General features: G+C 46.0%; 15 protein-coding genes. 11 read left to right on the plus strand and 4 right to left on the minus strand.

The annotated features are described in order from the left end of the window. Positions 1–22 precede the first annotated feature (22 nt). The 10 genes from M1E03_RS06130 (at position 23) to M1E03_RS06175 (ending at position 9,778) form a co-directional block, all read left to right on the plus strand. Positions 23–1,009 (plus strand): class I SAM-dependent methyltransferase, encoded by a 987-nt coding sequence (locus M1E03_RS06130; protein WP_020452579.1) that lies wholly within the window; start codon positions 23–25, stop codon positions 1,007–1,009. Between the two features lie 229 nt (positions 1,010–1,238). Then, complete coding sequence (locus M1E03_RS06135; RefSeq protein WP_020452578.1) at positions 1,239–2,426, plus strand: acetate kinase; 1,188 nt, start codon at positions 1,239–1,241, stop codon at positions 2,424–2,426. 98 nt (positions 2,427–2,524) lie between these two features. After that, entirely contained in the window at positions 2,525–3,043 is a 519-nt protein-coding gene (locus M1E03_RS06140) for a MogA/MoaB family molybdenum cofactor biosynthesis protein (protein ID WP_023855497.1), read from the plus strand. Positions 3,044–3,236: 193 nt separating this feature from the next. Next, positions 3,237–4,448: an argininosuccinate synthase gene (locus M1E03_RS06145; protein ID WP_020452576.1), complete on the plus strand. Its 1,212-nt coding sequence runs from the start codon at positions 3,237–3,239 to the stop codon at positions 4,446–4,448. Then, positions 4,445–5,824: an argininosuccinate lyase gene (argH, locus tag M1E03_RS06150; RefSeq protein WP_020452575.1), complete on the plus strand. Its 1,380-nt coding sequence runs from the start codon at positions 4,445–4,447 to the stop codon at positions 5,822–5,824. The genes M1E03_RS06145 and argH overlap by 4 nt, the downstream gene beginning before the upstream one ends. Positions 5,825–5,898: 74 nt before the next feature. Then, positions 5,899–6,042 carry a hypothetical protein gene (locus M1E03_RS06155; protein WP_020452574.1) on the plus strand — a complete coding sequence of 48 codons (144 nt, stop codon included), beginning with the start codon at positions 5,899–5,901 and terminating at the stop codon, positions 6,040–6,042. Positions 6,043–6,207: 165 nt separating this feature from the next. Then, positions 6,208–6,969 (plus strand): SDR family oxidoreductase, encoded by a 762-nt coding sequence (locus M1E03_RS06160; protein WP_023855495.1) that lies wholly within the window; start codon positions 6,208–6,210, stop codon positions 6,967–6,969. 32 nt (positions 6,970–7,001) lie between these two features. After that, positions 7,002–7,688 carry a metal-dependent hydrolase gene (locus M1E03_RS06165; RefSeq protein WP_020452572.1) on the plus strand — a complete coding sequence of 229 codons (687 nt, stop codon included), beginning with the start codon at positions 7,002–7,004 and terminating at the stop codon, positions 7,686–7,688. A gap of 117 nt (positions 7,689–7,805) precedes the next feature. Further along, complete coding sequence (locus M1E03_RS06170) at positions 7,806–8,363, plus strand: PadR family transcriptional regulator (RefSeq protein WP_020452571.1); 558 nt, start codon at positions 7,806–7,808, stop codon at positions 8,361–8,363. Between the two features lie 92 nt (positions 8,364–8,455). After that, positions 8,456–9,778 (plus strand): DRTGG domain-containing protein, encoded by a 1,323-nt coding sequence (locus M1E03_RS06175; protein ID WP_458110795.1) that lies wholly within the window; start codon positions 8,456–8,458, stop codon positions 9,776–9,778. Positions 9,779–9,806: 28 nt separating this feature from the next. Here the strand turns inward: M1E03_RS06175 and M1E03_RS06180 are convergent, their stop codons facing one another. Beyond that, positions 9,807–10,109, minus strand: coding sequence for a YtpI family protein (locus tag M1E03_RS06180; RefSeq protein ID WP_020452569.1), 303 nt, complete (start codon positions 10,107–10,109; stop codon positions 9,807–9,809). A gap of 146 nt (positions 10,110–10,255) precedes the next feature. Between M1E03_RS06180 and M1E03_RS06185 the strand changes: the two genes are divergently transcribed. Beyond that, on the plus strand, positions 10,256–11,200 hold the full coding sequence (locus M1E03_RS06185; protein ID WP_020452568.1) for a DHH family phosphoesterase: 945 nt from the start codon (positions 10,256–10,258) through the stop codon (positions 11,198–11,200). Between the two features lie 113 nt (positions 11,201–11,313). Here M1E03_RS06185 and M1E03_RS06190 read toward each other — a convergent pair whose 3' ends face one another. From M1E03_RS06190 to M1E03_RS06200, 3 genes are all read right to left on the minus strand, one after another. After that, positions 11,314–11,493, minus strand: a complete 180-nt coding sequence (locus M1E03_RS06190) for a hypothetical protein (RefSeq protein WP_020452567.1) — start codon at positions 11,491–11,493, stop codon at positions 11,314–11,316. Positions 11,494–11,604: 111 nt separating this feature from the next. Continuing rightward, positions 11,605–12,108 carry a sporulation membrane protein YtrI gene (ytrI, locus tag M1E03_RS06195; RefSeq protein WP_020452566.1) on the minus strand — a complete coding sequence of 168 codons (504 nt, stop codon included), beginning with the start codon at positions 12,106–12,108 and terminating at the stop codon, positions 11,605–11,607. Beyond that, entirely contained in the window at positions 12,105–12,446 is a 342-nt protein-coding gene (locus tag M1E03_RS06200) for a YtrH family sporulation protein (RefSeq protein ID WP_003184343.1), read from the minus strand. Before M1E03_RS06200 ends, ytrI begins: the two co-directional genes overlap by 4 nt. Between the last annotated feature and the right edge of the window lie 86 nt (positions 12,447–12,532).

Consider the following 12,532-nt stretch of genomic DNA (forward strand, 5'->3'; position numbering starts at 1 on the left):
TTTGATAAGGAGAGACATCATCATGCAAAACTATCCAGTCGAAACGATTTATGAATGGCTTGACAAAGGAGCGGAAATCATCGCACGTGACCTGCAGATCCCTTACATAGAAGGATTGGCGGAAGCAGGAGAGGCATTCTTTACAGGGTCCGCGGACCGCGGGCTTTCCGAAAAAGCCGAACAAAAGGTGAAGGATCTGCTCGGCCGTGCGCGTTTTTCAGAATGCAGCCATGAGGCGATCCGAAAAGCCTTCCAGCTTGCCATCTTGAAAGGCCAGAAAGATATTCCCCATCCGAACCGGCAGATGACGCCCGATACAATCGGTTTATTTATCGGATATCTGGTGAACAAATTCATCGGACCCAAAAAAGAATTGACGCTGTTTGATCCGGCGGTCGGCACTGGAAACCTGCTGCTTGCCGTCTTGAACCAGCTGGCCGGTGAAGCCGGAAAAGCGTTCGGCTCAGAGATTGATGACGTTCTGATCAAGCTCGCCTATGTCCAGGCAAACCTGCAGGAAAAGGAAATCGAGCTTTTTAACCAGGACAGCCTGCAGCCGATTTTTATGGAGCCTGCCGATGCGGTCATTTGCGATCTTCCCGTCGGATATTATCCTGATGACGAAAGCGCGCGCGCTTTCGAATTAAAGGCAGATGAAGGCCATTCTTTTTCACACCATTTGTTTATTGAACAAAGCTTGACCTATACGAAACCGGGCGGCTATTTATTTTTTATGATTCCGAACCAATTGTTCGAAAGCAGCCAAAGCGAAAAGCTGCGTACCTTTTTAAAGGACAATGCGTATATTAATGCAGTGCTTCAGCTTCCGCTGTCGATTTTCAAAGATGAGGCACACGCGAAGAGCATTTTGGTTTTACAAAAGCATGGCGAACAGGCGAAAGCGCCTAAACAAGTTCTGCTTGCACAAGTTCCATCATTCGCCAATCAGGATGCGATGCTGAAAATGACAGCCAAACTCGACAACTGGTTTCAAGCTGAAAAAAGATAAGCAGATCAGAGAAGATATATTCTCTGATCTGTTTTTATATTCAGAAAATAATAATTTCTTTGTGAAAGCGTTAACATGTCGGATCGTGACTTGAAATGCACTCTTTTGAGTGTTTAAATGAGAAAGGCAGATATTTTTTGAATTTACTAAGAACGATTTTATACATATTTTTTATGATCCGGGTTGAACATAATGTCACCGGACTATAGGTAAAAAGGAGCGTCATTTTATGTCCAAAATTATTGCAATCAATGCTGGAAGCTCATCATTGAAATTTCAACTGTTCGAAATGCCCAGCGAAAAAGTACTAACAAAAGGCCTTGTTGAGCGAATCGGGCTGGATAACGGCATCTTCACGATTTCCGTCAACGACGAAAAAAAGACCGAAACAACAGATATCCCGGACCACTCCGTAGCCGTAAAAATGCTGCTGGATAAACTTACAAAATTCGGCATTATCAAAGATTTAAATGAAATCGACGGAATCGGACACCGCGTCGTACACGGCGGCGAAAAGTTCAGCGACTCCGTTTTATTGACGGATGAAATGATCCATGAGATCGAGGAGATTTCAGAACTCGCACCGCTTCATAACCCGGCTAATATTGTCGGAATTAAAGCGTTTAAAGAAGTACTTCCAAATGTTCCTGCCGTGGCTGTTTTTGATACGGCATTCCACCAAACAATGCCGGAACAATCTTATCTGTACAGTCTGCCATACGAATACTATGAGAAATTCGGCATCCGTAAATACGGTTTCCATGGCACATCTCATAAATATGTGACTGAACGCGCGGCAGAGCTGCTCGGCCGTCCGATTGAAGAACTTCGCCTGATTTCCTGCCACCTTGGAAACGGCGCGAGCATCGCAGCTGTTGAAGGCGGCAAATCAATCGATACATCAATGGGCTTCACACCGCTTGCAGGTGTAGCGATGGGTACGCGTTCAGGAAACATCGATCCTGCGCTTATCCCGTTCATTATGGAAAAAACGGGTCAAACAGCCGACGAAGTCCTGAACACACTCAATAAAAAGAGCGGTCTTTTAGGTATTTCCGGATTCTCAAGCGATTTGCGCGATATTGTCGAAGCAACTAAAGAAGGCAATGAACGTGCGGAAACAGCCCTTGAAGTATTCGCAAGCAGAATTCATAAATACATCGGTTCTTATGCAGCGAGAATGAGCGGAGTAGACGCGATCATTTTCACTGCCGGCATCGGGGAAAACAGCGTTGAAGTCAGAGAGCGCGTTCTTCATGGTTTGGAATTCATGGGTGTCTATTGGGATCCTGCGTTGAATAACGTCCGTGGAAAAGAAGCGTTTATCAGCTATCCGCATTCACCTGTAAAAGTCCTCGTCATCCCGACGAATGAAGAAGTGATGATTGCAAGAGACGTCGTTAGACTGGCTCACTAAAAATAAAAAAACAGCCTTCTCTTTACAAGGAAGGCTGTTTTTTTATGCATCTTCCCCTTTATAATGAAAAAAGACTGTATAAAGGAGGCTATTTAGCCATGAGTGTTGAGGAACATAAAAAAGAAGCGCCGGACCGCGTCAACTGCAAAGTTATTACTGTCAGCGATACAAGAACGGAAGACACAGATAAAAGCGGCCGGCTTATGAAAGAGTTTTTAGCGGAAGACGGTCATGAGATCGTTTCCTATGAGATTGTAAAGGATGAAAAGGAAATGATTCAAAAAGCTGTGCTGGAAGGCTGTCTTGATGACCGGATCGATGCCATCCTATTAAACGGAGGGACGGGCATTGCCTCTAGAGATGTAACAATCGAGTCGATCGTTCCTCTTTTTTCGAAAGAAATTCCGGGATTTGGGGAGATATTCCGCATGCTGAGTTATACAGAGGATATCGGAGCGGCTGCGATCCTTTCAAGAGCTGCAGCGGGTGTTATTCAAAACAAAGCCGTGTTTGCAACACCGGGTTCAAGCGGGGCGGTTAAGCTTGCAATGTCAAAGCTGATTGTGCCTGAGCTTGCCCATGTCATCAGAGAACTGAGAAAAGATATGAAAAAATAAAGCCGGAAAGCCCTCCGGCTGAACGCTGAATATGCACTGAACTTCATTCATAAAAAATGAATGAAGTTTTTTTTATAAAAAGGTTGAAAAAACCAGACTTCCTTGTTAAAGTGTATACATATTAAATGTATTTTTATTAAATAAAACTTATTTTTATACAAAAAGAGCACCGAGATGAGAGGAGTTTTTCAAAATGACGCAAAAGAAAAAAGTGGTTTTAGCATATTCAGGAGGACTTGATACTTCTGTCGCGATAAAATGGCTGCAGGAACAGGGATATGATGTAGTGGCCTGCTGCCTTGACGTCGGGGAGGGAAAGGATCTCGCATTTGTTCAGCAAAAAGCGCTTCAAGTCGGGGCTTCTAATTCATATGTTATCGATGCAAAAGAAGAATTTGCGAAAGAGTTTGCACTGACCGCCCTCCAGGCCCATACGCTTTATGAAGGAAAGTACCCGCTTGTATCAGCTCTGTCCAGACCGCTGATCGCCAAAAAGCTGGTCGAAGTGGCTGAAAAAGAGAACGCCCAAGCCGTGGCTCACGGCTGCACAGGCAAAGGAAATGACCAAGTGCGCTTCGAGGTGTCCATTAAATCGCTCAATCCGGATTTAGAGGTACTGGCACCTGTGCGCGAATGGAAATGGTCGCGCGACGAAGAGATCGCGTATGCAGAAAAGCACGGCATTCCGATTCCGATCAATCTTGACAGCCCGTATTCAATTGACCAGAACCTGTGGGGCAGAAGCAATGAATGCGGAGTTCTGGAAGATCCATGGGCGGCGCCTCCTGAAGGGGCTTATGATTTGACGAAGCCGCTTGAAAAAACACCGGATACCCCCGATGTGATCGAAATCGCTTTTGAAGAGGGCATTCCGGTTTCAATTGACGGCGCTCATTACTCGCTGTCAGACTTGATTTTAAAGCTGAATGAACTGGCGGGCGCGCATGGAGTGGGGCGCATCGACCATGTTGAAAACCGCCTTGTCGGCATCAAATCACGCGAAGTGTACGAATGCCCGGGCGCGATGACTTTGATTAAGGCGCACAAAGAGCTTGAAGATTTGACATTAGTAAAAGAAGTGGCGCATTTCAAACCTCTGATCGAACAAAAAATGGCTGAAGTGATCTATAACGGCCTGTGGTTTTCTCCGCTTAAAGACGCGCTTTCCGGTTTCTTGAAAGAAACGCAGAAGCATGTCACGGGCGTCGTCCGCGTCAAGCTGTTCAAAGGCCATGCGATCGTTGAAGGGCGTAAATCCGAATACTCCCTGTATGATGAAAAACTGGCGACGTATACAAAAGACGATGCGTTCGATCATCACGCTGCCGTCGGCTTTATCGAGCTGTGGGGACTGCCGACGAAAGTAAACAGCATCGTCCAAAAAAAGGAGCAGATTAAAGCATGAAAAAGCTGTGGGGAGGCCGGTTCCAAAAAACACCGGAAAAATGGGTCGATGAGTTCGGCGCATCGATCCACTTTGACAAAACGCTCGTGAAAGAAGATATCGCAGGGTCTCTCGCTCATGCTTCCATGCTTGAAAAATGCGGCATTTTAACCGAAGCAGAAGCGGTCAAAATAAAAGAAGGCCTGACATCCCTTTTGCACAAAGCGGAAAAAAACGAACTCGATTTTTCAGTCGATTACGAAGACATTCACCTCAACCTTGAAAAAATGCTCATTGACGAAATCGGGCCGCTCGGCGGAAAGCTTCATACGGCCAGAAGCCGAAACGACCAGGTGGCGACGGATATGCACCTGTATTTAAAAGGGCACACAGAGCATATCATTGAGCTGATTACGGCTTTTCAACACGTGCTTATCGAAAAAGCGGAAGAACATGTGGAGACGATACTGCCGGGATACACCCATCTGCAGCGGGCGCAGCCGATCTCGTTCGCGCATCATTTGCTCGCTTACTTCTGGATGCTTGAGCGCGATAAAGAACGCTATCATGATTCATTCAAGCGGATTAACAAGTCCCCCCTTGGATGCGGGGCGCTCGCAGGAACGACATTTCCGATCGACCGTGAATATTCAGCAGGTCTGCTCGGGTTTGACTCGATATATGAAAACAGCTTGGACGGCGTCAGCGACAGGGATTTCATCCTTGAATTTTTAAGCGCGAGCAGCATTTTGATGATGCATCTGTCAAGATTCTCCGAAGAAATCATTCTTTGGTGTTCGCAGGAATTTAAATTCATTGAGCTTGATGACACTTATGCTACGGGGAGCAGCATGATGCCGCAAAAGAAAAACCCGGACATGGCAGAGCTTATCCGCGGGAAAACCGGACGCGTATACGGTGATCTGATCGGCCTCCTGACGATTATGAAAGGGCTCCCGTTAGCGTACAATAAAGATTTGCAGGAAGACAAAGAAGGTATGTTTGATACTGTGAAAACGGTCGAAGGAAGCCTTGAGATTTTTGCCGGCATGACGAAAACGATGACAGTGAACAAAAATATGATGAAAAAAGCAACGGAGCAGGATTTTTCAAATGCCACCGAACTTGCCGACTATCTGGCGAAAAAGGGCATGCCGTTCAGAGAGGCGCACGAAGTCGTCGGGAAGCTTGTCTACACTTGTATCGAAAAAGGCATTTATCTCAGCGGCCTGCCGTTTGAAGAGTTCGAAAAGGCAAGCGAACTGTTTGAAGAAGACGTCTACATCGTGCTCGACCCGCACCATGCCGTCGAAAAAAGGATGAGTGAAGGCGGGACGGGATTCAAAAAGGTGGAAGAAGCCATTCAAAAGGCGAAGCATTGTTTGAACAATTTTTAACACTTCCCGATTCGATTCATAACTGTGCGGCTTCATACGCAAAATAGATTTGTGAATCGAAAAGGGGTGTGGCAATGAAACAAGATCAGTCAAAACACGCATACATGTATGATGCCGACGGCGATAAAGAAACCGTTCAGCAAATCTCTGATGCCTATTTCAGCGGATTTGTCGCGCACGATGACGCACAGCCGTTAGCTGATGCAGATAAACAATAGAAAGCTGGAGCCCGTAACAGCGGGCTTCAGCTTTCTTCTGTCCAGCGGCGATTGCAAATTTCCCGATGCTCCACATGTGATATACTCTGGCTTTTGTAGTAAAGTATAGGTAGATACATGCAATCATTTGCGAATACCGAGAACCAATGCCTGGGAGGGAAAGATGTGCGCCATGCGTTAATTACTGCCGGTTCAAAAGGTTTGGGGCGTAAAGTGACGGAAGCCCTGCTTGAAAAAGGCTACTCAGTGACGGTGAATTACAGGCAGGACGAAGAAGCTGTCAGCCGCCTCAAAGAAAAATGGCGGTCATCCCTTGACCGTTTACAGTTTGTAAAGGGAGATGTCACCAAGAAAGAAGACCTGCTCCGGATGGTGAATGCCGCACTTGAGCGATTTGGAAAAATTGATCTTCTGATCAATAATGCCGGCCCATACATATTTGAACGAAAAAAGCTTGCAGATTATACTGATGATGAATGGTATGACATGCTTGAAGGCAACTTAAGCTCTGTCTTCCATCTGTTTAAAGCGGTTGTTCCGGTGATGAGGCGCCAGCGGTTCGGCCGCATCATCACATACGGATTTCAGGGGGCAGACCATGCGCCGGGCTGGCTGCATCGTTCCGCTTTTGGAGCGGCGAAAGTGGGGCTGGCTTCTTTAACAAAAACGATCGCCATTGAAGAAGCGGGCTCCGGCATCACAGCCAACATGGTTTGTCCAGGCAACATCGTCGGGGATATGAAAGAGGCTTCGATTTCAGAAGCGAGGGCGTCACTTGATGAGGAAACGCCGATCGGCAGGTCGGGAACCGGTGAAGATATCGCAAGGATCATCACTTTTCTATGCGATGAACATTCCGACTACATTACGGGAACAGTCATTGAAGCGACAGGCGGCTTGAATGTGATTAACCGTCATTCTCTTTAGACGTGCGAAATTAAAAAACAGGGGTGGATATGATGAAAGTGACATATCATGGTCATTCAGTGGTAACAGTTGAAACGGGAAATCATCAATTGATCTTCGATCCGTTTATTACAGGAAATTCTTTAACCGATTTAAAGCCGGAAGAGGTTAAAGCGGATGTTATTTTGCTGACCCACGGTCATAACGATCATGTCGGCGATACCGTCGAAATCGCCAAGCGAAATCATTCGCTCGTTGTAGCTCCGAATGAACTCGCGGTCTATCTGGGATGGAAAGGCCTGAATGTCCATCCGATGCATATCGGCGGCTCCCATCAGTTCGATTTTGGCCAAGTCAAGCTGACGCAGGCTTTCCACGGATCGGCTTATACGGAAGAAGACAGCCAAAAGATCGTCTATACCGGCATGCCGGCGGGGATCCTCTTGACTGTGGAAGGAAGGACGATTTTTCATGCAGGAGACACCGGGCTTTTCTCAGATATGAAGCTGATCGGTGAATTAAATCATATCGACCTCGCTTTCCTGCCGATCGGCGATAATTTTACGATGGGCCCGGAGGATGCCAAACTGGCCGCAGAATGGCTCAGGGCGAAACAGGTTGTACCGGTTCACTACTCGACGTTCCCCGTCATCGAACAGGACCCGCATGCATTTGCGGACAGCCTTCCCGGCGGCGTCGGAAAAGTGCTTGAGGTCGGTGAGTCAATCGAATTTAAATAAACTTGTTTTTAGAGGACCCGAATCCGGGTCCTTTTTTCGGTTGAACCGGTTATATGTCTATCAAAACATGTTAATGATGATATAATATAGGAATCGGATTGTTCTTGGGAGGATATTATGAGGGTATTGAAATACGCGATTTTGGGGCTCCTTGATCACGGGAGTTTGAGCGGCTACGATATGACAAGCCGCTTTAAAGCCGAATTGGGCCAATTTTGGAGCGCCAAGCACAGTCAGATTTATCCCGAGCTGAAAAAGCTGACGGATGAAGGATTTATCGAATATGAAACGGTGATCCAAGGCTCAAAATTAGAAAAGAAAATGTATTCCATCACAGAGGCCGGAAAGCGTGAACTTCACGGATGGCTTACGGAATTCAAACCGGTCCCCGATACGGTAAAAGATGAATTTATGCTGAAAGCTTATTTTATCTCTTCGATGGAACGTGATGAAGCGAAAAGGCTTTTTGCCGATCAGCTTCAAAAGCGGGAGGAGAAAGCCGTTTTTTTAAAAAATAAGCTCGAAGAATTGAAGCGCGAAGCGGGTGAATCGATAACTTTCCGCTCGCCTCATTTCGGCCATTACCTTGTATTGACCCGGGCGCTGGAGCGGGAAAACGGCTATTGCTCATGGCTTGAAAAAGCGCTTCTTCTGATGGAGAATGATCGCTCTTAGACGGACATGATGTTGCGAAGGCGGATTGCGGTTCAATTGCACAACCATTTATAATAAATATATCTAGCAGTCAGAGGATGAAGGTGAAACGATTGGCGACAAAACACGAACAGATTTTAAAATATATTGATTCTTTGTCCGTCGGCGAAAAAATCTCCGTCAGGCGGATTGCGAAGGAAATGAAAGTCAGTGAAGGAACTGCTTACAGAGCGATAAAAGAAGCCGAGAATAAAGGGTTTGTCAGCACGATCGAAAGGGTCGGAACGATCAGGATCGAGCAAAAGAAAAAAGAGAATATTGAAAAACTGACATACGCTGAAGTGGTCAATGTCATTGACGGCCATGTGCTTGGCGGAAAAGCAGGGCTTCATAAAACGCTCAACAAATTCGTCATCGGAGCGATGAAGCTTGATGCGATGATGAGATATACCGGGGCGGGCAACCTGCTGATTGTCGGCAACCGAATCGATGCGCACCGCCAGGCTTTGGAAGCGGGTGCTGCCGTGCTGGTGACCGGCGGTTTTGATACGGAGCCGAAGATTATTGAGCTTGCCGACAGGCTCGAGCTCCCGGTCATTTCTACAAGCTATGACACGTTTACTGTAGCCGCGATGATCAACAGGGCGATTTATGACCAGCTCATCAAAAAAGAGGTCGTGCTTGTCGAGGATATTTTGACCCCTTTGGAAAAAACGGTCTGCTTATCCCCTCATGAAAAGCTCGAAAGATGGTATGAGAAAAACTTTGAAACGGGGCATGGACGTTTTCCCATCGTTGACGAGCAGATGAAAATCCACGGCATTTTAACTTCAAAAGATGTTGCCGGATATGACCGCTCTGTATTGATTGAAAAAGTCATGACGAAAAACCCGATTACAGTAATCGGCAAAACGTCAGTCGCTTCAGCGGCGCAGATGATGGTCTGGGAAGGAATCGAAGTGCTTCCCGTCGTTGACGAGCGGCAAAAGCTGATCGGCATGATCAGCAGGCAGGACGTATTAAAGGCGCTTCAAATGATTCAGAAGCAGCCTCAGGTCGGCGAAAAACTCGATGACATTGTGACAGGCGGTTTCAAAGAATCGGACAATGACAAAAACAAGCCGGATCCGGTTTATCAATACGAAGTAACGCCGCAAATGACAAACCACTTGGGAACGATTTCCTACGGCGTGTTTACGACGATTTTGACCGAAGCTGCAAACCGTTTTTTGCGGTCGCACAAAAAAGGCGAACTCGTGATAGAGAGCATGACGATTTATTTTTTAAAGCCTGTGCAAATGGAGTCTGTCATTGAAATAAAACCGAACATTCTCGAAGCCGGGAGAAAGTTCGGAAAAATGGATATAGAAGTTTTTCACCAGGGTGCTCTCGTCGGCAAAGCGATGATGATGGTTCAGCTGATGGAAAGAAGCTAAGGGACGCGGCCAGTGTCCCTCTTTTCGCTTATGCGTTTTCCCGTTCGTTTTCTTTCGCAAGCAAAGGGACATAGTGCTTATAGGCTCTGTAGCCGGCCCACATGCTCCCGAGCCCGGTCAGCATAAAAATAACGCCGATGACGACAGCAAGCGTGCCGCGGTTTAAAAGCAGCTGATTGGCGCCGAAGAACATGATAAACAGGCCCAGACTCATGCTTGACTTGGCCGAATAGTATTCCCGTTCAATCGCTTTTTTGGTGCGCACATACCTTACTTTGAAGTACCCATAAGCTATCGCTGAAAACACAATGAAAAAAACAAAAAACGGCATAATCGACATCCTCCATTGTAAGTTTTACAAACCCATTGTATACATAATCGGGTTCGCTTTCTACAATAAAAAGTCATAACTTTCACTTTCCACCAACAACAGATTATGATTTAATGGTTAAAAACAAAGTAAAGAAGGGGCGCGTCATGAAAAAAGAAATCATCAGAACCATATCATTATATGACACGATCATTATACATAGACATGTGAGACCGGATCCCGATGCCTACGGATCCCAATGCGGCCTTGCGGAAATCCTGAGGGCAACCTATCCTGAAAAAAATATTTTCGCGGTCGGAACGCCCGAGCCTTCCCTCGCTTTTTTGTACACCCCGGATATGATTGAAGACCCGGTGTATGAAAATGCACTTGTCATCGTCTGTGACACGGCCAATCAAGCGAGAATTTCCGATTCGCGCTACAACATGGGCGACAAGCTGATCAAAATCGACCATCATCCGAATGAAGACCAATACGGCGACCTTTTATGGGTGGATACGAATGCGAGCTCGACGAGCGAGATGATTTACGAACTGTATTTAGCGGGTAAAGAACAAGCGGGATGGACGCTTCCGACAAAGGGTGCCGAACTGATCTATGCCGGCATTGTGGGGGATACAGGGCGCTTCTTATTTCCGAACACGACAAAAAAGACATTGAAATATGCCGGAGAGCTGATTGAGTATCCTTTTAATTCTCAGGCGCTTTTTAATCAATTGTATGAGACGAAATTAAATGTTGTGAGGCTGAACGGTTACATTTACCAGAATGTTTCTCTGTCCGAAAACGGTGTGGCGTCGGTATTCATCACCCGTGACATTTTGCATCAATACAATATTACGCCGTCTGAAGCTTCACAGCTTGTCAGCACGCTCGGCAATATTTCAGGAATCAAAGCATGGGTGTTTTTTGTGGAGGAAGCCGACCAGATCAGGGTAAGGCTTCGTTCAAAGGGGCCGATTGTCAATGAAGTCGCTAAAAAATACAACGGCGGAGGCCATCCGCTCGCAGCCGGTGCTTCCATCTATGACTGGAAAGACACCGATCTTGTCATCGCTGACTTGGAGCGCATATGCAAAGAAAACAAATAAGAGGGGAAGTCCCTCTTTTTTTGTGCAGTTCAACTGCAAGCGTTTTCATTATATTTTGCGAAAAAGTAAGCAGCAAAGTGTAAGCAGATCATTTTACGCATCACAGCTGCTGCTTATTCAGGTATAAACCATGATCCGATATCTGTTACATCCTCATAAACATGGATGTTTTGGGCTCTTAACTCTCTTTTGATAAGGGACGCGAGACTTTCGGTTTCCGCATAAGCCGAGTAGCCCAGCTTGATCCGGTTGACTTTATCTCTTGCCAGCTGATGGTAACTGTAAATGTACATTCTGCTTTCCTCCCTTTTTAAAAAAACTTACATATCGCTTACTGTCAGTTTAAATTAAAATATGGAAAAAAGCGACGAATGCATGTAAATCGTAAAAAAAAATCCATAATTTTATTCGGAAAAAGAGATTTTGATTTCAACGGAAAGCCGTGTATAAATCGTCAGTTCGGTGACTTTCGCTTTGTACGTTTTATCGTTTATCGTATACTCTTTATTTTCAATCGTCCGCTTTAAAAGCTCCTTCGTCCGGTAGACGCTTTCGATATCCTTTGTGATGACATCCGAAATATTATCCCGGATACGCTCTTCAAAGTTCATCATGTCGGGCTGTGACAATTTGTATTGCTTGCCGTTGATCAGCTTGACGTCGACGCTTTGAATCAGCAGTTTTCTTTTATTGTCTTCATTCAGCTTATGAAGGTCCTCCCGGTAAATGGTGATCTGGTCATTTAAATCATTGATGCGCTCTTTCTGTTCTCTTATCAAGACGACCTGCTTCTCCTGAAAGGTGCCGTATGTAAACAGGAACACGACCCAGCTGATGATGGCTCCGCACATCATTCCCGCAAAAAAACGCTGCCAACCCGGTTTTTTATAATAAGGAGGGATTCTCATGAGGAAATATGCTCCTGTGTGAGCCAATTGATGATCAGATAACCGGTCTGCGCTCCTCCCATCGCCGAAAGAATCAGGAGAAGCTGTTTTACGATGTCTCTCGTATTGCCTTCGATAATGCCCCTTTCAAAGCTGTAGACCGCGTCAAACGTGCCGCCGATTGCCGCAACCAGCGCCCAGATTTTTAGACGGTTTGCGAGGCTTGTAATAATCGTTAAAGGCGGCTGTCCCGACAGATAGGCGCCGATCCCTCCGATTAAGCAACCGCCGAGAAGCACTCCTAGCGCAATAAAATAACAGCTGATAAAGTTTGGAAAAAAGGGCTGTTCAGGATCCATTCCGATCACCTCACCTTATCACACTATATGGATAAAGAAAGACAAGTATGATTGTTGATCAAAGAAAGAACATTTGTTTCTCATTC

The sequence above is a fragment of the Bacillus sp. PK6-013 genome, assembly GCF_054161445.1.

Coding starts and splice junctions, on each gene's coding strand:
- M1E03_RS06130 (WP_020452579.1), top strand. CDS start 23: ATGCAAAACTATCCAGTCGAAACGATTTATGAATGGCTTGACAAAGGA.
- M1E03_RS06135 (WP_020452578.1), top strand. CDS start 1,239: ATGTCCAAAATTATTGCAATCAATGCTGGAAGCTCATCATTGAAATTT.
- M1E03_RS06140 (WP_023855497.1), top strand. CDS start 2,525: ATGAGTGTTGAGGAACATAAAAAAGAAGCGCCGGACCGCGTCAACTGC.
- M1E03_RS06145 (WP_020452576.1), top strand. CDS start 3,237: ATGACGCAAAAGAAAAAAGTGGTTTTAGCATATTCAGGAGGACTTGAT.
- argH (WP_020452575.1), top strand. CDS start 4,445: ATGAAAAAGCTGTGGGGAGGCCGGTTCCAAAAAACACCGGAAAAATGG.
- M1E03_RS06155 (WP_020452574.1), top strand. CDS start 5,899: ATGAAACAAGATCAGTCAAAACACGCATACATGTATGATGCCGACGGC.
- M1E03_RS06165 (WP_020452572.1), top strand. CDS start 7,002: ATGAAAGTGACATATCATGGTCATTCAGTGGTAACAGTTGAAACGGGA.
- M1E03_RS06170 (WP_020452571.1), top strand. CDS start 7,806: ATGAGGGTATTGAAATACGCGATTTTGGGGCTCCTTGATCACGGGAGT.
- M1E03_RS06180 (WP_020452569.1), bottom strand. CDS start 10,109: ATGCCGTTTTTTGTTTTTTTCATTGTGTTTTCAGCGATAGCTTATGGG.
- M1E03_RS06185 (WP_020452568.1), top strand. CDS start 10,256: ATGAAAAAAGAAATCATCAGAACCATATCATTATATGACACGATCATT.
- M1E03_RS06190 (WP_020452567.1), bottom strand. CDS start 11,493: ATGTACATTTACAGTTACCATCAGCTGGCAAGAGATAAAGTCAACCGG.
- ytrI (WP_020452566.1), bottom strand. CDS start 12,108: ATGAGAATCCCTCCTTATTATAAAAAACCGGGTTGGCAGCGTTTTTTT.
- M1E03_RS06200 (WP_003184343.1), bottom strand. CDS start 12,446: ATGGATCCTGAACAGCCCTTTTTTCCAAACTTTATCAGCTGTTATTTT.